The sequence below is a fragment of the Nannocystis punicea genome (genome assembly GCF_026965555.1).
GTDB classification, from domain to species: domain Bacteria; phylum Myxococcota_A; class Polyangia; order Nannocystales; family Nannocystaceae; genus Nannocystis; species Nannocystis punicea.
Genome location: NZ_CP114040.1, coordinates 6,500,066 through 6,521,039 on the forward strand (window position 1 = coordinate 6,500,066; position 20,974 = coordinate 6,521,039).

16 protein-coding genes and 2 pseudogenes are annotated in these 20,974 nt (G+C 72.3%); 12 read left to right on the top strand and 6 right to left on the bottom strand.

Annotated features, from left to right (window positions below; genetic code table 11):
* Positions 1–4 precede the first annotated feature (4 nt).
* The 4 genes and pseudogenes from O0S08_RS51305 to O0S08_RS25035 all read left to right on the top strand — a co-directional run.
* Positions 5–148, top strand: a pseudogene (locus tag O0S08_RS51305) (helix-turn-helix domain-containing protein); the annotation flags it as partial.
* A gap of 181 nt (positions 149–329) precedes the next feature.
* Positions 330–917 carry a substrate-binding domain-containing protein gene (locus tag O0S08_RS25025; protein ID WP_269041870.1) on the top strand — a complete coding sequence of 196 codons (588 nt, stop codon included), beginning with the start codon at positions 330–332 and terminating at the stop codon, positions 915–917.
* A 101-nt stretch (positions 918–1,018) separates the two neighbouring features.
* Positions 1,019–2,446: pseudogene (locus tag O0S08_RS25030) on the top strand (flavin-containing monooxygenase); the annotation flags it as partial.
* Between the two features lie 40 nt (positions 2,447–2,486).
* Entirely contained in the window at positions 2,487–2,906 is a 420-nt protein-coding gene (locus O0S08_RS25035; protein ID WP_269041766.1) for a VOC family protein, read from the top strand.
* Positions 2,907–3,007: 101 nt separating this feature from the next.
* Here the strand turns inward: O0S08_RS25035 and O0S08_RS25040 are convergent, their stop codons facing one another.
* On the bottom strand, positions 3,008–4,834 hold the full coding sequence (locus O0S08_RS25040) for a DUF2330 domain-containing protein (RefSeq protein ID WP_269041767.1): 1,827 nt from the start codon (positions 4,832–4,834) through the stop codon (positions 3,008–3,010).
* 250 nt (positions 4,835–5,084) lie between these two features.
* A complete protein-coding gene (locus O0S08_RS25045) occupies positions 5,085–7,100 on the bottom strand; it encodes a tetratricopeptide repeat protein (RefSeq protein WP_269041768.1) in 2,016 nt (671 codons plus the stop codon).
* 57 nt (positions 7,101–7,157) lie between these two features.
* On the opposite strand from O0S08_RS25045, the gene O0S08_RS25050 reads away from it, so the two are divergent.
* The gene (locus O0S08_RS25050; protein WP_269041769.1) at positions 7,158–8,762 is read left to right on the top strand and encodes a TolB-like translocation protein; all 1,605 of its coding nucleotides are present in this window, start codon (positions 7,158–7,160) and stop codon (positions 8,760–8,762) included.
* A gap of 284 nt (positions 8,763–9,046) precedes the next feature.
* On the opposite strand, the gene O0S08_RS25055 is transcribed toward O0S08_RS25050, so the two are convergent.
* Both O0S08_RS25055 and rpsD read right to left on the bottom strand, forming a co-directional pair.
* Positions 9,047–9,448: a hypothetical protein gene (locus tag O0S08_RS25055; protein ID WP_269041770.1), complete on the bottom strand. Its 402-nt coding sequence runs from the start codon at positions 9,446–9,448 to the stop codon at positions 9,047–9,049.
* A gap of 9 nt (positions 9,449–9,457) precedes the next feature.
* The gene (rpsD, locus tag O0S08_RS25060; RefSeq protein WP_269041771.1) at positions 9,458–10,075 is read right to left on the bottom strand and encodes a 30S ribosomal protein S4; all 618 of its coding nucleotides are present in this window, start codon (positions 10,073–10,075) and stop codon (positions 9,458–9,460) included.
* A 185-nt stretch (positions 10,076–10,260) separates the two neighbouring features.
* Between rpsD and O0S08_RS25065 the strand changes: the two genes are divergently transcribed.
* From O0S08_RS25065 to O0S08_RS25090, 6 genes are all read left to right on the top strand, one after another.
* Complete coding sequence (locus O0S08_RS25065; protein ID WP_269041772.1) at positions 10,261–11,169, top strand: heme/hemin ABC transporter substrate-binding protein; 909 nt, start codon at positions 10,261–10,263, stop codon at positions 11,167–11,169.
* 175 nt (positions 11,170–11,344) lie between these two features.
* Positions 11,345–12,376, top strand: a complete 1,032-nt coding sequence (locus O0S08_RS25070; RefSeq protein WP_269041773.1) for a FecCD family ABC transporter permease — start codon at positions 11,345–11,347, stop codon at positions 12,374–12,376.
* A 718-nt stretch (positions 12,377–13,094) separates the two neighbouring features.
* On the top strand, positions 13,095–13,904 hold the full coding sequence (locus O0S08_RS25075; protein ID WP_269041774.1) for an ATP-binding cassette domain-containing protein: 810 nt from the start codon (positions 13,095–13,097) through the stop codon (positions 13,902–13,904).
* Between the two features lie 118 nt (positions 13,905–14,022).
* The gene (locus tag O0S08_RS25080) at positions 14,023–14,919 is read left to right on the top strand and encodes an HmuY family protein (protein ID WP_269041775.1); all 897 of its coding nucleotides are present in this window, start codon (positions 14,023–14,025) and stop codon (positions 14,917–14,919) included.
* On the top strand, positions 14,916–16,493 hold the full coding sequence (locus O0S08_RS25085) for an MXAN_6640 family putative metalloprotease (RefSeq protein WP_269041776.1): 1,578 nt from the start codon (positions 14,916–14,918) through the stop codon (positions 16,491–16,493). The genes O0S08_RS25080 and O0S08_RS25085 overlap by 4 nt, the downstream gene beginning before the upstream one ends.
* 622 nt (positions 16,494–17,115) lie before the next feature.
* Entirely contained in the window at positions 17,116–17,811 is a 696-nt protein-coding gene (locus O0S08_RS25090; RefSeq protein WP_269041777.1) for a siderophore-interacting protein, read from the top strand.
* Between the two features lie 749 nt (positions 17,812–18,560).
* On the opposite strand, the gene O0S08_RS25095 is transcribed toward O0S08_RS25090, so the two are convergent.
* Together O0S08_RS25095 and O0S08_RS51310 are read right to left on the bottom strand one after the other, a co-directional pair.
* Positions 18,561–18,941 (bottom strand): transposase, encoded by a 381-nt coding sequence (locus O0S08_RS25095; RefSeq protein ID WP_269041778.1) that lies wholly within the window; start codon positions 18,939–18,941, stop codon positions 18,561–18,563.
* Between the two features lie 58 nt (positions 18,942–18,999).
* On the bottom strand, positions 19,000–19,530 hold the full coding sequence (locus tag O0S08_RS51310; protein ID WP_371879545.1) for an IS5 family transposase: 531 nt from the start codon (positions 19,528–19,530) through the stop codon (positions 19,000–19,002).
* Between the two features lie 64 nt (positions 19,531–19,594).
* Between O0S08_RS51310 and O0S08_RS25100 the strand changes: the two genes are divergently transcribed.
* Positions 19,595–20,449 carry a hypothetical protein gene (locus O0S08_RS25100; protein WP_269041779.1) on the top strand — a complete coding sequence of 285 codons (855 nt, stop codon included), beginning with the start codon at positions 19,595–19,597 and terminating at the stop codon, positions 20,447–20,449.
* Positions 20,450–20,974: the final 525 nt, after the last annotated feature.

Consider the following 20,974-nt stretch of genomic DNA (forward strand, 5'->3'; position numbering starts at 1 on the left):
CGATATGTCATCGGTCGTGCCGATACTCGACGGCGAGCTGCTGCGCGCGTTCGTGGCCTTCGCCGAGGCCCTCAACTTCACCCGCGCGGCGCAGGTCGTCGGACTGTCGCAGCCCGCCCTGTTCGAGCGGATCGCCCGCCTCGGCCAGGAGGTCGGCGCGGCGCTGTACGAGCGCGAGGGTCGGCAGCTGCGGCTCACCGACGCCGGCGTGCGCGTGGCGGCGTTCGCCCGCGAGGAGCTCGCGCGCTCGCAGGCCTTCCTCGCCGAGCTGCACGGCGAGGCCCGCCGCGAGCGCGTGGTCCTGGCCGCCGGCGAGGGCGTACCTCTACCTGCTCGGGCCGAGCTTGCGGGCCTTCGCGCGCGACGAGCCCGATGCCACGCTGTGCCCGCTCACCCGCGGCGGTCCCGATGCCGCCGAGGCCGTGCGCGAGGGCGCGGCCCACCTCGCCGTCGGTGTGGTCGACCTCGTGCCCGAAGACCTCGTCGCCCGCGATCTCCTGCGCAGCCCGCTGTGCGCGGCGATGTCGGCCGGCCACCGCCTGGCCCGTCGCCGCCGAGTGCGCCTGGCCGATCTCGCGGGCGAACGCCTCGTCCTCGCCCCGCAAGGCCAATCGCACCGCAGCTTCGTCGGCCGCGCAGTGGCCGGCCTGCCCGACGCCGCCGCGCCGCCGATCGAGGCCGACGGCTGGCCGCTGATGCTCCACCTCGCCGGGCTCGGCCTCGGCGTCGCCATCGTCAACGGCGTCTGCCACCTGCCGCGCGGCGCAGTCGCCCGCCCGGTGCCCGAGCTCGGCCACGTCACCTATCGACTGATGTGGCGGCGCGGCGCCAGCCTGCCGCCCGCGGCATCGCGGCTGCGCGAGCGGCTCCTCGCCCTCGACGCTCGCGCCACGACGCGCGGCGCGAGAGCCTCCTGAGTCGCCGCGCGCCCCCGGGCCCGCCGCCGCGCCCGCACGCTACACTGCGGCCGATGTCCGACCCAGCTGCGAGCACTCCCCGCGACGTCGACGTGGTGATCGTCGGCGCCGGCTTCTCCGGCCTGTGCATGGCGATCCAGCTGCGCCGCGTCGGCATCACCGACTTCGTCGTGCTCGAGAAGGCCGACCGCGTCGGCGGCACCTGGCGCGACAACACCTACCCCGGGGCCGCGTGCGACATCCCCTCGCACCTCTACTCGTACTCGTTCGAGCAGAACCCGAACTGGACCCGCGCCTTCCCGCCGCAGTCGGAGATCCAGCAATACCTCGAACGCTGCGCCGACAAGTACGACGTCCGCCGCCACATCCGCTTCGGCGCCGAGGTCGTGGAGGCCACGTTCGACCGCGCCGCCGGCCGCTGGCGGGTGCGCACCGGCGCGGGCGAGCAGCTGTCGGCCCGCGCCTTCGTGCTCGGCAACGGCGCCCTGCACCTGCCCGCCTACCCCGAGCTGCGCGGCCTCGGCGACTTCACGGGCAAGACGTTCCACTCGGCCCGCTGGGACCACGCTTACGACATGTCCCAAAAGACAGTCGCGGTCCTCGGCACCGGCGCCAGCGCGATCCAGTTCGTGCCGCAGATCGCCCCGGTGGTGGAGCGCCTGCACCTGTTCCAGCGCACCCCGGCCTGGATCGTGCCCAAGCCCGACCACGCGATCGGCGAGCTCGCCCGCAAGCTCTACGCCCGCGTCCCGGCCCTGCAGCGGCTGGTGCGGAGCGGCCTCTACTGGCAGCACGAGGCGCGCGCGCTCGCCTTCCTGCGGCCGCAGGTCATGCGCCTGGTCGAGCCGCTGGCGCGCAAGCACCTCGAGCGTCAGGTCGCCGATCCGCAGCTGCGCGCCCGCCTGTCGCCCGACTACCGCATGGGCTGCAAGCGCGTCCTGATCTCCAACGACTTCTACCCGACGATGGCGCGGCCCAACGTCGAGCTCGTCACCGACCCCATCGGTCGCATCGAGCCGACCGGCGTGCGCACTCGCGACGGCACCCTGCGTGAGGTCGACGCGCTCATCCTCGGCACCGGCTTCCGCGCCACCGACTACCTCTCGGCGATCCGGCTCGTCGGCGCCGACGGCCACGAGCTCAACGAGCGCTGGCGCGGCACTCCGGAGACGTACCTCGGGATCACGGTGTCGGGCTTCCCCAACCTCTACCTGTTGATGGGCCCGGGCACCGGCCTCGGTCACAACTCGATGATCTTCATGATCGAGGCCCAGGTCCGCTACGCGCTGCAGTGCATCACCACCCTGCTGGACCGCAACCTGCGGGCGCTCGACGTCCGCCCCGAGGTCCAGAGCGCCTTCGCCAGCGAGCTCTACGAGCAGCTCGGGCGCACCGTGTGGTCGTCGGGCTGCAGGAGCTGGTACCAGACCGCCGACGGCCGGGCCGCCGCGCTGTGGCCTGGCTTTACGGTCAGCTACTGGCTGCGCACGCGACAGCTCGACCTCCGCGACTACCAGCCCATCGCCTGACGCGGCGTTGCGCGCGCCGGACGATCGGCTACGGTGGGGCATGCAACTCCACCGCGGCCGACTCATCGATCACATCCAGCTCGTCGTCGCCGACCTCCCCGCGGCCAAGCGCTTCTACGCCGCGGTGCTCGGCGTCCTCGGGATCCCGCGCGGCGGCGAGGCCGACGACCACGTCTGGTACGACGAGCTCTTCATCTCCACCGCCGAGAGCAAGGCCGCCCTGGGCCAGCTGACCGGGCGGGTCCACCTCGCGTTCCAGGCCCCCGACCGGGCCACCGTCGACCGCTTCCACACCGCCGGCCTGGCGGCAGGCGGGCGCGACTACGGCGCCCCGGGCGAGCGCCCCTACCACCCCGGCTACTACGGCGCGTTCCTCCTCGACCCCGAGGGCAACAACATCGAGGCCGTCTACCACGGCCCCGCGAAGTTCTCGGCCCGCTCGGTCGTCGTCGAATTCTGAGCGGCAGCTCCATGTTGTAGGGGACATGTCGCCAAGGACATGTCCATTAAAACCAAGCCCGAGGGGCATGCCCGTACGGACATGCCCCTCAGGTCAGCTGCTCAGCGCCGGCGCCGGCGAGAAGCCAGCAGCCCGAGCCCCGCGAGCATCAGCGCCGCGCCGCCCGGTCCGCCGCCCGTGCGGCAGCCGCAGCCGCTGGCGTCGTCCTGCCCGCCGCCGGTGGCAGAGTCGGGCCCGCCGTCGCTGCTGCTCGAGCCGTCGGAGTCGGTGTCGCTGGCGCTGGTGGTCGGCGCGTCGGGGAAGCGGGGCCAGCCGTGGGCCAGGTTCCACTCCTCGATCTTCTTGTTGATCGCCGCGGTGTTGTTGACGAGGTGCATCGGCTTGCCCTTGAGGGCGACCTGCTGGACCTCCTCGGCCCACCACATCTCGCCAATGAAGTCCGGCCACGGCCCGCCGTTGGGCACGAAGATCTCGCGCTCGTCGGGCAGCGTCACCACGCTGTTGCCGTCGCACAGGTTGTACTCGGTGGCCGAGCGGAAGCTGGGCACCTCCGGCAGGTCCGGGTTGATGTGGAAGATCGGGTCCGCGATCATCTCGTTGGGCGAGATGACCGTGTACATGCGCGTGAGGTACGTGTACGTGTCGAGCAGCTCCTGCGCGTGCTCCCCGGGCGCGATGATCCGGCTGTCGAGCGCCTGCGCGAAGCCGCTGCCGTCGCCCCACGCCATCGCGTCGATCTGCCCGGCGTAGGCCTGGAGGTTCGAATAGAACTCCTCCGCAGCGAGGCCGTCGGGCACCGGCAGGAAGTCGTTCAGCAGGCTCTCGAGCAGCGGGTGGTTGTAGAAGCAGAAGTCGGCGCCGAAGCAGTTGGCCAGGCCCTGGTCGTTGAGGGTGGTGATCACCTGCTCGGGCGGCAGGCCGACGAACGCCGCCTCGTTCCACGACGTGCTGTAGAAGTTGAACGAGAATTGCTGGACCACGTTCGACGGCCCGGCGTACTCGGTCACGAACGCCAGCCCGTCGGCCTCGAGGTCGTCGACCGCCTTGGTGATGACCTCCTTGTAGTTCGCCGCGAACTGCAGCCAGTCGATCTTCAGCGGGTTGACGAGGACGTGGCGGTAGTTGGTCGGCGCCGCCCGCTGGTCGCCGAGCACGAACACGCGGATGTCCATGTTCTCGATCGAGGCGAAGCGGGTCAGTCGCAGCGGGAAGCAGTTCTCGTTCGACGGGTAGCGCAGGACGATCGGGTGCACGTCGCCGCCGTCGGACCCCGCCGCCAGCTTGAGCGCGACGATCACGTTGCCCTCGTCGAGGTACTGCTGCAGCACCATCTCCGAGCCGTCGATCCACTGATAGTCGTTGTCGAGCAGCCACTGCTTGATCGGCTCGATCGTCTGGTCCTGCAGGACCACGATCTCGAACGCCCCGGCCGTGGTCTTGAACACCACCGGGTCGTTGCCGCTGCTGTCCTCGCCGTCGGTGCCGGTGCCACCGTCGCCGCTGCTGAGGCCCGGATCGCCGTTGCTCGCGCTCGAGAGCCCGCCGGAGATGCCGTCCTCGCCGCAGATCTCGAAGGTCTGCTGCAGCTGGTAGGTCGGCACCGACGACTGCAGCAGCGCGTCGAACAGCGGCTGCGAGCCGACCTCGAACTCGGGGATCTGCGAGATCGGGATCAGCCACGCGAACTTCTGCGCGTTGGTGTTGGGGTCGATGCTGATCTGGATGTGGACCTCGACCTCGTTCTGATTGAGGACGAAGAGCACGTTCTCGCCGTCCTGATTGACGGGCATCGAGTTCGGCAGGCCGCCGTCGCAGAACACGCCGCCGCACGCCTCGGCCGTCTGCGGCAGCGCCAGGGCCCACGCCGCGCCGATCGCGACGCACGCGCTCGCAACCCGGCTCCAACACTTCCTATTAAGGCTTCGCATTACGGAGACTCCCGCTCGGTAAGTTCGCTGGTAAGTGCACTCCGAGGGCGTGGTCGCCCCGGTGCGGACAGGTACCAGGACAGGCTGAACCAGTTCGCGCCGGCACACCACCGGCGCTGGCCGGCCGCTCCTCACGACATCCGTGGCGGCCGGCGAAACGCGGGTCGGCCGTCGGCTCCACAAACGCCGACGACGCGCACTCCGGACCGTCCGGGGTGCGCGTCGTCGCCGGCTCCAGCGAGCCGCGAACTCAGTTCTGGCGCTGCCGCGGCGGCGGCAGGCTGTCGAGGATCCGCTTGAACTCCGGGTGGTCCGGGATCATCTGCAGCGCGGCGCTGCAGACCTGCCGCGCCTCCTCGAACATGTTGGCGTCGCGCATCGCCGACGCGAGGTTGATGACCGGCTCGATCTCGCGCGGGTTGATCGCCACGACCGCGCGCAGGTGCTCCACGGCCTCGCGGGCGCGGCCCTGCTTGCGCAGGATCGCCGCCATGAGGTTGCGGATCTCGGCGTCGTTGGGGCGCAGGCGGACCGCGTCGTTGAGGTGGGACAGCGCCGAGGCGTCGCCCTCGCTGTCGCGCACGGCCAGCGCCAGCATCAGGTGCGGCTGCCAGTAGCGCGGGTCACGGCCGATCATCTCGCGCAGGAACTTGGCCGCGGCCAGGTGCTTCTGCGGGTCGCCGCTGCGCACGTAGTCGATGGCCTGGTCGTAGCGGTCCTCGAAGCTGTCGACCTCGAGGGTGAGGATCGCGCGGCGAGCGAACGCGTCGTCGTCGAGGCTGCGGCGCTGCAGCTTGAGGATCGCGTCGAGGTACGGGCGGGCGCGGGCCGGCTCGTCGCCCTCGAGGTACATGCTGGCGACGTAGCGCAGCACGGTCGCGTCCTCGGCGTGCTTCTCGGCCGCGCGCAGCATCAGCACGGTCGCCTTCTCGAGCTTCTCCTCCTCGTGGAGGTCGAGCAGGATGTCGAGCGTGCTCTTGTGGATCGTCGGCTGCTCGATGGCCTGGGCCAGCAGCGCGAGCGCCTCGTCGCGGTCCTCCTGGATCTTCTTCGGCTCGTCCTCGGTGGTCTCCCACAGCACGTTGGCGAGGTCGCCGTAGGCGCTGGGGACCTTGCCCTCCTCCACCGCGCGGCGGAGGAACGGCTCGGCCTCGTCGAACTGATCGTTCTCGATCAGCAGGCTGCCGAGCTGGGCCATCACCATCGGGCCCTCGTTGCCGTTCTCGACCGCGAACTGGGCCACCTTGAGCGCGTTCTCGAGGTCGCCGGCGGCGCGCAGGGTGTCGACGAAGCCGGCCGCGACCGCGGGGTTCTGCGGGCCGAGGTTGATCGCCTGCTGGAACGCCTGCACCGCCGAGCCGAGGTCGCCGACGCGGCGCAGCACCAGCGCGAGGTGGTGCCACGCGCCCTGGTCGTTCTTGCGCTTCTGGGCCGCGATCGACAGCGCCTGCACCGACAGCGGGATGGCGGCCTGGTCGGGCTGGCCGGCGATGAGGATGTCGGTCATCGCGTGCAGCGCCTGCATCGTCACGTCCATCTCGGGCGCGCGGCCGAGGGCGTCCATCAGCGGCGACAGCAGCTGGTCCGAGGTCGTCGGCACGCAGCGGCCCTGGAGCGCGCTGAGGTTGCCGAGGCCGACCAGGAACGAGATGATCGCCTGCACGTTGGCGGTGCCGAACGCGTCCTGCCAGGTCGGCTTGGCCACCGACTTGCCGAGCGCGGCGGCGATCTTCTGCGTCAGCACGAACACCTCGCCGGGCAGCTGATCGGCGGTGGTCTCGGCCGTGAAGGTGTCGACCGTCTCGAGCGCGGGCCCCGGCTTGATGGCGACCAGGCGGGCGCTCAGGGTGACCTTCTCCTCCTGCGCGAACATGTCGGTCGCCAGGCCGAACTGGGCGTTGGCGAAGCGATTGATGCCCTCGAGCGCGCGCTCGTCGGTCCACGGCTCGCGGAAGATCATCAGCGCCGGCGCGCGGCGGCCGTTCTGCTCCTGGATCGCCGTGAACACCGGCGCGGCGGCCCGGACCCCGGCCTCGGCCAGCTCCTGGGCCCAGAAGCGCTGGATGCCCATGCCGAGCGGCGCGCCCTTGCCCTCGTTGGTGCAGGAGACCGGCAGCGTGACGAGCTCGATCGCCTGGGCCGCCTCCTGGATCTCCTCCTCCGAGGCTGCGCCTTCTTCCTCGTCGCCGTCGTCGAACATCAGCTCGCCGGGCTCGAGGCCACCTTCGGCGTCGTCGTAATCAGGGTCTTTGGGGTCACCGGACATGAGGCGCGAAGCCTGCCAAACCCGCACCGGGCGCGCAAGGCTGGTACCCTGGGGGTGGTGGCCGCGGCGACACCAGGCGAGGGAGTGAAGTCACAAGCGACGACCCCGCGCGCGCCCGCGGGCCGGGGCCTCGGCGGGCGTCCGGGCGCCGCGGCGCTGATGCTCGCGTGGCTGGCCGCCTGCGGCCCGCCCACGGTCGACGCGCGAGCGGTGTGGATCGCGTCGGAGCGCGACAAGGGGGGCGCTCGCACCCTGACGATCTACGACGCCGGCCGCCTCGTCGAGCGCGAGCTCTTGCCCGCCGACCCGGGGCCCAAGACCGACGCGCTGCCGCTGGTGGTCGAGCTCGACCCGCGCGGCCAGGGCGCGCTGGTCCGCGCCGCCGACGGCGGCTGGCAACATGGCCTCGGGGACAGCCAGGGCATCCTCCGCGCCGGCTACGTCGACCTCGTCGGCGAGCGCACCCTGCCGCTCGCCCTGCCCGCCGGCCTCGCCCCCGACGCGGCCGGCTTCGCCCCCGCGGGCGGGGCCCTGTGGTGGACCGCCGGCTGCCCGGCCGCCCTCCAGCTGGTGCCGCTGTCCCCGCAGGTCGCGACCCCGAGCGCGGGCGACCCCGCCGCCGTCGTGCCGCTCGCCTGGCCGTTGCCGACCGGCTGCGCCGAGGTCTGGGGGGCCGTGGGCGCCGCCGACGCCCCGGTCGTGTTCGTCGTCCAGGGTGTCCCTGAGGACGGGTTCTTGCGGCCAGGTCCCAACGGACATGTCCTTTCACTCATGTACCCGAAGCCAGCCGATGGCTACGCCGCCGCCCCGGCGCTGACCGAGCTGGCCGCCGCGCGCCTGCCCGACGTCCCGCTCGCCCGGCTGCAGCGGGTCCGCTGCGCCGGCCCGGGCCCGAGCTGCGGCCTCGGCGCGGCGGACCCCGACGGCCGCGCGCTGAGCCTGGGCGGGGCCGACGGCGCCTGCCGCGTGTGGCGCTGGGCCGTCGGCGAGCCCGAGGCCGCCTGCGCCGTCGCGGCCGGCGGCCCCGAGTGGACCGACGCCTCGCACCTGATCGCCGCGATCTCGCCGCGTCACTACGTGTTCCGCGACGGCCTGGTGATCCGCCGCTACGACCACACCACCGGCGAGCACGACGGCCGGCCGCTCATCGGCGACACCGGCGAGCTGTTCACCCGCGTCAGCGCCGACGGCCGCGCCCTGCTGTTCATCACCACCCGCGGCGCCGCGCTGCGCGTCGACGAGGCCCGACTCGAGCTGCTGAGCGCGGAGCAGAGCCCGTGCGTGGGCGGCCAGCCGCCGGTGGCCTCGCCGAACGCCCGCTTCGTCGCCTGGACCTGCGTCAGCGACACGCAGGACGTCGGGGGCGTGGCCGCCGGGGAGATCGTCCGCGTCTCGTCGGCCGGCATGGAGCGGTTCCAGGGCGTGCCGATGTGGGCGCTGGCGATCGACGACGACGGCGACCTCCTGCTCCACAGCCGCGACGACCAGGACTTCAGCCTCGAGCTGCTGCTGCCGCCCGCCGCCCCGCGCAACCTCTACGTGCTGTCCGCCGACGGCGAGCTGGCCCGCATCGACGCGCTGGAGCCCGACCCCGAGCTGATGCGCGGCGCGGGGACAGCAGTGTTCCGCTGGATCGCCGCGCAGTCGATCGGGTCACCATGACATATCTCTGGGGACATGCCCTCTCGGACACGTCCTATAGGACACACAAGATCTCCCGTGCCGCAGGCTTCGGCCCTCCGCTCGCGGCCAAAGGACACGCGCCAGGCGCGACCGGTCAGCGCTGACCTTTCGTCAAAGGGCTCTCCGCACCGCGGCTCGCGGCCGACTGAACTGCGCGCCGTCCCAGCACGACGGCCCCACCGAGCGAAATGCGGCCTCCCACCGCTGTCCTTGTCGGCATGTCTTTCGAGACATGTCGAGCGCCCGACTCGGCCGCGCCGAGCTCAGTGCGGCCAGGTGCCGCGGGCCGGCGCGTCGATCGGCGTCATCGCCTCGGCGCGGCCGAGCGCGTGGCCGCGCTGGAACGCGTCGTCGATCAGCAGCGCCAGGCGCAGCGCGTCCTCGGTGAAGCTGGCGGCCACGTCGGCGGGCACCCCGGCCTCGCGGGCGCGGGCGAACTTCCGCAGCAGCCGGCGCGCGCGCGGCGGCAGGCCGGCCGGGGCGGGTGAGACGTCGGCGAGGACCGCCAGCACCGCGCGCAGCACGTCGGGCGTCACGCCATCGGCGACGAGGTCCCAGGCGGCGGCCTCGATCCGCTGCAGCAGGTCGGCCGCCGCCGCGTCGAGGCCGCAGCGGCGCACGATCAGCGCCATCAGCGAATTGTCGGGGGTCGAGGGGCGCGGCATGGCGGACTCCTAGAAGAAGCGAGCGTAGTACTCGACCACCAGCTGGACATCGAGCTCGAACGGGGCCCCGTCGCCGCGCGGGCTGCCGACCATCTTCACCCGGCGGTGCGGCAGGTCGCACTCGAGCCAGGCGGGCAGCGGGATCCGGACCGGCGTGGCCACCGCGCGCTGGACGATGTCGAGGTCGTGGCTGCGCGGGCGCAGCGTGATCTCGGCGCCCGTGCGCACGCGGAACGAGGCGATGTCGACGCGGTGCCCGTCGACGCGGATGTGTCCGTGCGTCACGAGCTGGCGCGCCGCCGGGATCGTCGGCGCCAGGCCGGCGCGGAACACCACGTTGTCGAGCCGGCGCTCGAGCAGCTCCAGCAGCACCTCGCCGGTGACCCCCTTCGCCGCGATCGCCTCGGCGAACAGCCGCCGCATCTGCCGCTCGGTGACCCCGTAGTTGAAGCAGAGCTTCTGCTTCTCCGCGAGCTGCATGCCGTAGGCCGAGGGCCGCTTGCGCCGCGCCTGCCCGTGCTGTCCCGGGGGGTAAGGTCGCTTCTCGCGCGACTTGGCGGTCAGCCCCGGGAGGTCGACGTCGAGGCGGCGGAGGATGCGGAGACGGGGTCCGGTGTAACGACTCATGGTGCGCTTCCGAGCGAGTCTCCAACTGATATCAATTTTCAAAATCACATGTCAAGCCCAACTCCCGCCCTGTGGGCGCGGGTCTAGGAGGATCACTCACGAAATTAACTTTGATTTGCATTTTCAAAATATGGTAGCCACGATCCTGGACCGACCGCTCCGCGGTGTCATCGGCCTGGATCTGCATGCCCGCCCCGACCGTCCTCCGCTCGCTCGTCCTCGCAGTCGCCCTGGCCCCGGCCTGTGCTGTCCCCGGGGACAGCCCCGCTCCCGCCGCCCAGGCGGCCGAGGTGACCGCCCCGCAGCGGATCGTCACCCTCGGCAACTCGATCACCGAGGCAGTGTTCGCGCTCGGGGCCGGCGACAGGGTCGTCGGCGTCGACCTCTCGAGCCTCTATCCCGACGCCGCGGCCGCCCTCCCGCGGGTCGGCTACTACCGCCAGTTCTCCGCCGAGGGCGTGCTCGGCCTGCGTCCCGACCTCGTCCTCGCCAGCAGCGAAGCCGGCCCGGCCGCCGCGCTCGAGCAGGTCCGCGGCGCCGGCGTCCGCCTCGAGCTGGTTCCGGCCGGCGAGAACCTCGACGCCGCCCGCGGCAACATCACCGCAGTGGCCGCCGCGCTCGGCCGGCCGGAAGCGGCGGCCGAGGTGCTCGCCGCGCTCGCGGCCGACCTGGCCGAGGCCGACCGCCTGCGCGCCCGCGTCACCTCCCGACCGCGGGTCCTCTTCGTCTACGCCCGCGGACCCGGCCGCCTGCTCGTCGCCGGCCGCGACACCACCGGCGCCGAGCTCGTGCGCCTCGCCGCCGCCGAGAACGCCGGCGACGCCCTCACCGGCATGAAGCCGTGGAGCGCCGAGGCGGTCGTCGCTGCCGCCCCCGACGTCGTCGTCCTGCCGACGCGCGGCCTCGAGAGCCTCGGCGGCGTCCCCGGCCTGCTCGCCCTCCCCGGCCTGGCCGAGACCCCCGCCGGCCGCGCCCAGCGCGTGGTCGCCATCGACGACCTCAAGCTGCTCGGCTTCGGCCCCCGGATCGGCCAGGGCGTCCGCGAGCTGCTGGTGTCCCTCCACCCCGAGCTCGGCGAAGGAGCGGCCCCGTGAGACCTGTCCGTTCGCACATGTCCTCGAACGCAGGCACACCTGTCCGTTCGCGCATGTCCTCGCAGGCAGACGCGTCACGCGCCCGCTCCGGCCGTCCCCGCTCGTCCCCGTTCGTCCCGGCAGCGCCCCGCCCGTCCCCGACCGGAGCGCCCGTGTGACGCCTGTCCAGGCGAGCATGTCCGCCGGGACAGCTCGGCGCGTCCGCCCGGTCTTGCTGGGCCTCGCCGTCCTCGTCGCTCTCGGCGTCCTGCTCGAGCTGGCCGTCGGCGCCGCCCCCCTCGACCTCCCGCACGCGGTCGCCTGCCTGTTCGCCCCCGACGCCGGCTGCGACCCCGGCGATCGCTACATCCTCACCGCCTTGCGCCTGCCGCGGGCTCTCGGCGCAGTCGTCGTCGGCGCCGGCCTGGCGGTCGCCGGCTGTGCCATGCAGGGCCTGTTCCGCAACCCGCTGGCCGACCCGAGCCTCGTCGGCATCAGCAGCGGAGCCGCGCTCGGGGCCGGCCTGGCCATCGCCCTCGACCGCCTCCTGCCGGTTCTACCCGGCGGCTTCACCCAGCCCGTCCTCGCCTTCGCCGGCGGGCTCGCGGCCACCTGGGTCGTCCACGCCCTCGCGCGCGTGCGCGGCCAGACCTCCGTCGTCGGCCTGCTCCTCGCCGGCATCGCCGTCAGCGCCCTCGCCGGCTCCGCCATCGGCCTGCTGGGCTACCTCGCCGACGATCGCCAGCTGCGCGACCTCAGCCTGTGGCTGCTCGGCGGCCTCGGCGGCCTCACCCGCGACGTCGTCCTCATCCTCGTCCCGCTCGTCACCCTCGCCGGCGTCCTCCTGTGGCGCCGCGCCCGCGACCTCGACGCGCTCCTCCTCGGCGAGGCCGAGGCTTTCCACCTCGGCGTCGACGTCGAGCGCCTGCGCCGGCGGGTGATCGCCGAGGTCGCCCTCGCCGTCGGCGTCTGCGTCGCCTTCACCGGCATCATCGGCTTCGTTGGCCTGGTCGTCCCGCACCTGCTGCGCGGCCTCGTCGGTCCGCGACACCGCGTCCTCGTCCCCGCCGCCGCGCTCGGGGGCGCCGCCCTGATGCTGTTCGCCGACGCCGCCGCCCGCACGATCCTCGCCCCCGCCGAGCTGCCCGTCGGGATCCTGACCTCCCTCCTCGGCGCCCCCGTGTTCCTCGCCCTGCTCTCGCGCGTGCGCGCCACGGAGCTTTCATGAGCTTCGTAAAAAATCATTCAATGTCGTCATCTTACGTCGACATACCGAATGCTCTAAGTAAACACGGAAGCCTCTTCATCGGCCGCCCAGAGCCTGCCCCTAAAGCCAGGTTCGCGCGCCCCGCACCACCCGGCTCGCGTGGACCTCGCGGTCGCAACCTGTCCCGAAAACCACACGCCGTCACTCTCCCCGCGGAGGGTCTCGACGGAGCGCACTGCCGGCGGACCGCAACCCCGGGCGCCGACAGCCCTGCTCCACCGCACTCCCGCCCGGCCGCCCTCCTCCTGGCTCTGCCTGCGCTCCTCTGCGCCCCGTCCCGCGATGACCCTGCTCGACCGCAATCCCGCTGGGTCCTCCCGTTCGCGCCACTCCGCGTGCCCCTGTTTGCCGAGGATCCTGCTCACGCGCGCTCTCGCTGGCCCCAAACCTCAGAGGCGCCCCTTGAGCCTCTCTGCGCCCCCTCATGTGCCCACAACTCTGCTCGCCTGCGATCTCGGCGAGCCGCACCGACCGAGCCTTCGCCGGCTCTTCGCCGGGCCGCGGAAGATGCAGCTCATCAAGTTGATGCAAGCATCGCCACCAACCTCTCGCAGAGTCAAAGTTTTCTAGACTATATCAAGCGAATCATCGCGCTCCCCGATCGACAGAACGCGCGCATGGACCTCGCGCCACCTGTCCCGAGAGCCATGCCCTCGCCCGCCTCACGACCGGAGGTCGCATGAGCCTCGTCGCTGCGCGGGTCACCGTCGACGTCCGCGGCGCAGTCCTGCTGCGCGACCTCTCCCTCGCCGCCGAGTGCGCGCGGGTGCTCGCCGTCGTCGGTCCGAGCGGGGCTGGCAAGTCGACCCTCTTGCGGGTGTGGGCGGGCGAGCAGAGGGCCAGCGCCGGCCACCTGACCTTCGACGGCAGCCCGATCGGCCAGCTCCACCCCACCGCGCTCGCGCGCATACGGGCCGTCCTGCCCCAGGCGACGGCCCTGCGCTTCCCGCTCACCGCCCTCGAGGTCGCCACCCTCGGCCGTCTCCCGCATCCCGGGCGGGGCGAGACCCGGCGCGACCGCGACATCGCCTGGGCCGCCCTGGAGCTGGCCGAGGTCGCGCACCTCGCCGACCGCCTCGCCCCGACCCTCTCCGGCGGCGAGCAGCAGCGCGTCCAGCTCGCCCGCGTCCTCGCCCAGATCTGGGAGCCCACGCCCGAGCACCCGCGCCGCTACCTCCTCCTCGACGAGCCGACCGCCAACCTCGATCCCGGCCACGCCGTCCGGATCCTCGCCCGCCTGCGCCAGTTCGTCCGCGCCACCGACACCGCCCTGGTCCTCGTCGTCCACGACCTCGGCGCCGCCAGCCAGTGCGCCGACGACCTCGCCCTGCTGCACGCCGGCCGCTGCGTCGCCCACGGCGACCCCGCCGACGTCCTCACCCCCGAGCGCCTCCACGAGTGCTTCGGCGCGCGCTTCGATCTCGTGCCGGCCCCCGCCGGCCGCGGCTTCGCCGTCCTCCCGCGCCCACCCGACGACCTCCACCCCTGACCCGCGACCGCCGCACCTGTCCTCGAGAACTTGTCCAAACGTTCAGCTCTCTCCGGGCCGCCCCTGTCCCTCGGGACTTGACCAAAAGTTCAGCCCCACCCCGCACCGAGCACCGCCCATGTCCTTCACGACCTGTCCCAAAATACACCTTGTTCTCTTCGCCATCCTCGTCGCTTGCGGCGACTCGAGCGCGGCGCTCGATGCCGACAGCGACGCCGGCTCCGGCACCGGGACCGCCGCCGGCAACGATGCCGCCAGCGGCAACGGCGGCAGCGACACCGAGGCCGATCCCGGCACCACCGCCGGCGCACCCACCACCGCCGATTCCGGCACCCCCGACGGCACCACCGACTCGATCGATCCGGACGCCTGCCCGCTCGTCACCGTCCCGTGCATCGACGCCGCGATCCAGGACCTCTCCCTTCACGACGACAAGGTCAGCGACGCCGAGGTGAGCAACGAGCGAGACGACGCCGACTGGGTCTCGCGGGTCGACGCCTCCGCCGGCGGGACCATGGGGGCCGCGCAGAACCCCTGGGTCTACCTCCGCTTCACCGACGACGGCCTCGAGCGGGTCGACCTCGACGACGTCGCCGCGCTCGAGAGCGGCGCCTGGGACATCGCCGCCAAGCGCTACGGGATCCGGGCCAACAGCGGCAGCTCCGGCCCGTCGTGCGTCACCGTCGCCGCGCCCGCCGGCGACTACGCCGGCCTCGACGCTGCCCCGCCCGACGCCGAGTTCGCCCCCGAGCACTACTACGACGACGCCTGCGCCCTCCAGGAGGACGGCTCCGGCCTGCCCGGCAGCCCTGCCTATCGCATGGCCGGCTGGTGGGGCTACACCGGCTGCGTCACCACCACCGGCTTCCCCTTCGCCCTGCGCCTCGCCGACGGCCGGACCGTCAAGCTCGTCGTCGAGGCCTATTACGAGCAAGGCCAGGCCGACTGCAACGACAACGGCACCATGGGTATCGGCGCCGCCCTCATGACCTGGCGCTGGAGCTTCCTCCCGTGAACCCGCGCGGCCCAGCGCAGCCCGACGTCGCCGCTGCACGCGACGCGGCGCTCGCCGATCACGCAGGCCGGCCCCCGCGCTCCGCGACACCCGCGAGCAGCCGCGTCGAGCGCCTCATCCACGCCCGTCCCATACTCGCCCTCGCCTCGCTCACGGCGCTCCTGCTCCTCCCCCGCGTCGCCCACGCCGAGCGGCCGACCGAGGGCGGCCTCTGGCCGTATGACCCAAAGGACATCCTCGCCGCCTACGATCACCCGGGCGGTGCTCTACGCGTCCACTACAGCGTCGACGGGCCGAGCGTCGTCCCGCTCGCCGACCTCGACGCCGACGGCGTCCCCGACTACGTCACCCTCGTCGCCGACACCGCGGCCGCCGTCCTCGACCTCTACCGCGACGAGTTCGACCTTCGGCCCCCGCGCAGCGAGGCCGAGCACGGCCTCGGCCCGCTCGGCGGCAGCGAGGCCCTCGACATCTACCTCGTCGACTTCGCCGGCGCCGCCGACGGCCACTTCGGCCACGACGTCTGCGACCCCGACGCCTGCGCCGGCCACCTCCTGCTCGAGAACGACTTCGCCGGCTACGCCTACGCCGACCTCGGCGAGGCCGTCGACACAGTCGTCAGCCACGAGCTGTTTCACGCCGTCCAGGCCGCCTACGTCGTCGACCCTCCCGTGTGGTTCTCCGAGGGCACCGCGGTGTGGGCCGAGCGGGCCTATCGCCCCGACTCGCGCGACTTCCTGCGCCTGTGCGACGCCTATCTCGCCGACACCGGCCGCTCCCTCTACAAGCCGCCTGCCGGCCCCGTCCCGGCCTTCGCCTACGGCACTGCGCTGTGGTGGGACTTCCTGATCGACCGCCACGGCCCCGAGCTCGCCGACGCTCTCCTGCAGATCGCCGGCGCGCCCGACCTGCCCGCGGCGATCGCCGACCTCCTCCTCGGCCGCGCCGACGACCTGCGCGCCGCCTGGCTCGAGTTCTCCGCCTGGAACCTCGCCACCGGCCCCCGCGCCGGCGCACGCGACAGCTACCCCTACGCCGAACAGCTCGCCGGCGTCGTCGCCGAACAGGAAGGTTCGCCGCTCGCCGACGACGATCGCTTCTTCTCTCTGACCGCCCGCTACTACCGCCTCGAGCACCCTGGCGGCCCGTTTTGGTTCGGCCTCGCCGCTCCCGCGCCCGGCCTCCAGTTCACGCTCCAGGGGGTCGCCGGCGGCGCCGAGGACGGCCCCGTCGAACCGGCGCAGATCGCCTGGGACGGCCTCGATCCCGAGCCGCGGCTCCTCGCCGACCTGCCCGCGGGCGGCTACTGGCTGGCCGTCGTCAACCCTGTCCTCTCGGACATGTCGATCCAGGCCCACCTCTGCGCCGCCGCCACCCGCGACGCCCTCGCCTGCGTCGAGCCCGTCCCCGCCCCCGAGACCACCGGCGACGACGGCACCACCGGCGACAGCACCGGCGACGACGGCACCACCGAAGATCCCGACGTCCGCGAGCCCGAAGCCTGCGGCGGCTGCAGCACCGGCGGCCCCGTCTTCGCCTGGCTCCTCCCCCTGCTCCGCCGCCGTCGCCGCTGACCTGTCCCCGAGTTCATGCCCCATGAGCCGCCGACCTCGTCCCGCGCGCCACTCCCCGCACCGCCGCGGACCTGTCCCTTCAGCCACATCGGCCGAGCCACCTGCCTCGACACGCCGACCGACTCCCACCACCGACATGTCCCTTCAACCATGTCGACCTCGAGCCCCCGAGCTCGACCCGCCGCTGGCTCCCGCCGCCTACATGTCCCTCCAACCATGTCGACCTCGAGCCCCGAGCTCGACACGCCGCTGGCTCCCGCCGCTACATGTCCCTCCAACCATGTCGACCTCGAGCCCCCGAGCTCGAACACGCCGGCCTCCGGCGGCGACATGTCCCTTCAACCATGTCGACCTCGAGCCCCCGAGCTCGAACACGCCGCTGGCTCCCGCCGCCTACATGTCCCTCCAACCATGTCGACCTCGCCCCCCCGACTCGACACGCCGGCCCTCCTGTCACCGACATGTCCCTCCAACCCTGTCGACCGTGAGCCCCCGAACTGCCCTCCTCGCCCGCTGCCTCACTCTTCGCGCGAGCGCCCGCCGCGCGAGCCCGTGACTACCACCCTCTCTGAACCTTCCTCTTCCCCGTCGCCCGCGACGGCTTTCGCCCTGGAGATCCCCGATGCCCGAGATCCCCGCATTCTTGGCCGCGCGCGCCGAGGCCTGGTTCGGCCGCGCCTGTACCGTCCTCGAGACCGAGGCCCTCACCCCGCACCTGCGGCGTGTCCGCTTCGGCGGTCCGACCCTGAAGCGGTGCGGCTGGCGGCCCGGGCACGAGGTCGAGGTGCGCGTCGGCCCTCGTGAATTTCGCCACTACACGCCGATGCGCTGGGACGACGCGCGCGGCGAGGTCGACATCCTCTTCTACTTGCACGGCCGCGGGCCCGGCAGCGCCTGGGCCGAGGCCCTGCGCGACGGCGACGGCGCTCACCTCATGGGCCCCGGCGGCCGCCTTCGCCTCGACGACGCCGCGCACCACGTCTTCCTCGGCGACGAGACCACGGCCGGCCTGTTCGCCGCCCTCGCGCGCGCCGTCCCGCCCGCCGCCGGCGTCACCGGAGCAGTCGAGGGCGACCTCCCGCCCGACCTCTTCACCGACATGGGCCTCCCGCTCGACGTCCTGCCGCGCGGCCCGACCCGGGGCGCCGCCCTGCTCGCCTGGCTCGACCGCGCCGTCACCGTCGACAGCGTCTACTACCTCGCCGGCCACGCCGAGAGCGTCGTCGCCCTGCGCCGCGCTCTCCAGCAGCAGTGGTCGATCCCCGGCCGGCGGATCCGCACCAAGGCCTACTGGAGCGACCACCGCCGCGGCCTCTAACATGTTCTTTAAAACATGCTCCAAAGAGCATGTCCCATGAGACTCGCCAACGCCGGGCGAGGTCAGCCTGACCCGATGAAACATGTTCGAAAGAGCAGGTCCCCCGAGACTCGCCGACGCCGCCGGCGAGGTCAGCCTGACCCACCAAAACCTGTTCGAAAGAGCAGGTCCCATGAGACTCGTCAGCGCCGCCGGGCGGTGTCAGCCTGATCCGCCAAAACATGTTCGAAAGAGCAGGTCCCCCGAGACTCGTCGACGCCGCCGGGCGAGGTCAGCCTGACCTGCCGAAACATGCTCGAACGAGCATATCCCTGAGACTCGTCCCCGCGGCCGCACGAGGCCGCCCCGACCCTCCGAACGTGCCCGAAGGGCATGTCCCGCAGTGGACACATGGAGCGGCGAGGATGGCCTTTGGGTCATACGGCCAGAGGCCGCCGTCGGCCGACCGCTCGGCGCGGGATGAGACCCCTCACCGTCTCTGGGCGAAGCCGCTCGACCCGCGAAAACATGCCCGGAAGAGCATGTCCCCCGAGACTCATCCCTCATCACCGGCGAGGCCGCTCCGCCAAACACATGCCCGAAGAGCATGAGACTCGTCCCCCGCCCCCGGACGAAGCCCGCCCGGCTTGGCGCCGATGCGCGGAGCGTGCGGACACGCGAGGTCGACGCACGCCAGGCTCGTCGAGACCTCCCTCCGCCGCGCCTCGCCGGGCCCTGGAGCGCCGCCCCCGCCGCCTCGCCGCGCGCGTTTAGGCTATGTCCGAAATCGCGCATGAAGCAGACAGACGCAGGTAGCGGTGGATAAACGCTAGTTTAACCATCGCCCCGAAGTTGATGGCTTTCTTCTCGAACCGGGTAGCGATCCGGCGTGACTCCTTGAGCCAGCCGATGAGGCACTCGATGATGCTTCGACGCCGGTACGCGGCCTTGTCGAATGCGACAGGCCGAAGGGAGCGGTCCTCGTTCTCCTTACTCGGGATTACGGGCTTGATGCCGAGCTCCAACAGGTACTGGTCGACCCAGTTCGCTCGGTAACCCTTATCGCCGGCGAGTGCGACGGGCCAAGCCATCGTTGTCCCGTGCTCGTCGTGCAGAGTCTCATCGGCGCCGCAAAGCAAGGTGTCGACCATCGTCTGGTCGTGGATCTAGCCGGCGCTGAGATGGAAGTGGAGGGGGTGTCCGTGTGCGTCACACAGGATGTGGATCTTCGTGCCCCAGCCACCCCGGGAGCGCCCCAGAGCGTGATCCTTCGGTTCTTCTGGGTCCGTCGATTTTCCCCCCGCCGCTGCTGCAGCGAGCCGCGCGGATAGACGTGCCGTCGATGCACCAGAGCTCGGCGGGGGGGTCGTCATGCGAAACCACGCAGCTGCGGAGTCGTCGCAGCACCTCGTCGAACGTCCTGTCTTGGTTCCACTTGTTGAAGAAGTCCCACGCAGTCGACCATGGACCGAACTCGATCGGAAGATCACGCCACGGCGCTCCTGTGCGGAGCACCCAAAAGATGGCGTTCAGGATCGTCCGGCGATCTCTCGCGCGCCGTCCCGTCTTGCAGTTGCGAGTCGGAAACAGGTCCGCGATCAGGTTCCACTGGTCGTCCGTGAGCTGGTGGCGGGGAACGCGGGGCGTCATGTCCCCGACCAGATCAAGAAATCCCGATGTCTCCAAGAAACTGGCGTTTTCGGGATTTCGGACATGGCCTAGTCCTGCCGAGCTCGCCATGCGCCTTGCAGCCGGCCGCCGCTCGGCGCACTCTGGTCTCGCGGTCCGCGACCGAGCTGTCCCGATGCACCTGTCCGAACAATCAGGTTTGGCGCTCCTCGCCGCCCTGCTCGCCTGTCGGCCGCCGCCGGCCGAGACGACGGAGCCGCGCGCTCCGCCCCCGCTGTTCGTCGCCACGCCCGATCGCCTGTACACCACCGCCCCGGTGGCCGACGGCCTCGCCTACGTCCCGGTGGCCGAGAAGGCGATCGCGCGCCGCTCCGGCCAGGTCGCCGTCGCCATCAGCTACTTCGAGGTCGACCTCCCCGACGACGACCGCGAGCGCGAGCTGGCCGCGTTGATCCGCGAGGCTGCCATGCTCGACGTGTGGACCGACGAGCGGCTCGAGGGCAAGGTCGGCCGCGTCGAGGTCACCTGCGTCACGCCTCTGGCGACCACCCAGGTCGTCAGCCTCGTGTGCGAGCGCCTCGACGCCACCGTCGATCCCAAGGCCGCCGACGCCCCCGTCCCCACGCCCGAGCTCGTCGCGCGCAGCTTCGCCGTCGACGGCGCGCACGTCGTCCCGCTGACCTGGGCCGACGTCCTGCTGCCCGCAGTCAGCCCGAAGCTCGTCGTCATGGCCGCCCTCGACGGCCACGAAGCGCGCGAGGCCTGGCTCTCGGGGCCGTGCGTCGCCACCGAGCCCGGCTTCAGCGTGTTCGCCTCCGGGATCGACATCTGGCCCGATCGGCGCACGCCGGAGTGCCCGCAGCTCACCCTCGATCGTCAGCGGATCGCCGCCTTCGCGGTCCCCAACGGGCTCCTCGCCCGGATCTTCCGCCTCAGCGGCGCCCCGGCCGAGCCGACCGATCCTTCGGCCGAGGCTCCCCCCGCCGAAGCTGCGAACGCCGAGGCTCCCCCCGCCGAGCCTGCCCCCTGAGCCGTCCACCCCGCGGCCGGCAGGATGACGAGCCCGAGCACGGCCGGTGCGACGCGGGACCCCTCATCGTCCCGCTCGGGCTCGCCGCCTCCGCCGTGCGCCGATCTCTCGCTGGCGCGGCTTCGTTCATCCGCTTGCGCACCGACAGCCTCCCGGCGCGTGCTCCCCCTGCCGGTTCGCTCGCGCCGCGCCAGCCTCTCGGCCTGCGCGCTCGCCCTGGCCGGCTCGCTCACGCCGCGACAGCCTCCCGGCCTGCGAGCTCCTGGCCAGTTCGCCGCCCCGCGCTCGCGCCGCGGCGGCGCCGTGCCGCCCCGAGTATTCGCTCGAGACTCGACACACCCCGGCCTGCGAACTCCTGGCCAGTTCGCCGCCCCGCGCTCGCGCCGCGGCGGCGCCGTGCCGCCCGAGTATTCGCTCGAGACTCGACACACGATGGCCCCGAGAGGGGCCGAAGAGTGTCGCGGGGTGGATATCACCCCAGCCTCGCCGCCGGCGCCTCGCCCACGAGCCCGCACCACCCGCCGC

What these genes read in the sequence shown, in the direction of transcription:
- O0S08_RS25035 (WP_269041766.1), top strand. Translation starts at nt 2,487, where the DNA reads ATGCAACTCCACCGCGGCCGACTCATCGATCACATCCAGCTCGTCGTC.
- O0S08_RS25040 (WP_269041767.1), bottom strand. Translation starts at nt 4,834, where the DNA reads ATGCGAAGCCTTAATAGGAAGTGTTGGAGCCGGGTTGCGAGCGCGTGC.
- O0S08_RS25045 (WP_269041768.1), bottom strand. Translation starts at nt 7,100, where the DNA reads ATGTCCGGTGACCCCAAAGACCCTGATTACGACGACGCCGAAGGTGGC.
- O0S08_RS25055 (WP_269041770.1), bottom strand. Translation starts at nt 9,448, where the DNA reads ATGCCGCGCCCCTCGACCCCCGACAATTCGCTGATGGCGCTGATCGTG.
- rpsD (WP_269041771.1), bottom strand. Translation starts at nt 10,075, where the DNA reads ATGAGTCGTTACACCGGACCCCGTCTCCGCATCCTCCGCCGCCTCGAC.
- O0S08_RS25065 (WP_269041772.1), top strand. Translation starts at nt 10,261, where the DNA reads ATGCCCGCCCCGACCGTCCTCCGCTCGCTCGTCCTCGCAGTCGCCCTG.
- O0S08_RS25070 (WP_269041773.1), top strand. Translation starts at nt 11,345, where the DNA reads ATGTCCGCCGGGACAGCTCGGCGCGTCCGCCCGGTCTTGCTGGGCCTC.
- O0S08_RS25075 (WP_269041774.1), top strand. Translation starts at nt 13,095, where the DNA reads ATGAGCCTCGTCGCTGCGCGGGTCACCGTCGACGTCCGCGGCGCAGTC.
- O0S08_RS25080 (WP_269041775.1), top strand. Translation starts at nt 14,023, where the DNA reads ATGTCCTTCACGACCTGTCCCAAAATACACCTTGTTCTCTTCGCCATC.
- O0S08_RS25090 (WP_269041777.1), top strand. Translation starts at nt 17,116, where the DNA reads ATGCCCGAGATCCCCGCATTCTTGGCCGCGCGCGCCGAGGCCTGGTTC.
- O0S08_RS25095 (WP_269041778.1), bottom strand. Translation starts at nt 18,941, where the DNA reads ATGGTCGACACCTTGCTTTGCGGCGCCGATGAGACTCTGCACGACGAG.
- O0S08_RS51310 (WP_371879545.1), bottom strand. Translation starts at nt 19,530, where the DNA reads ATGGCGAGCTCGGCAGGACTAGGCCATGTCCGAAATCCCGAAAACGCC.
- O0S08_RS25100 (WP_269041779.1), top strand. Translation starts at nt 19,595, where the DNA reads ATGCACCTGTCCGAACAATCAGGTTTGGCGCTCCTCGCCGCCCTGCTC.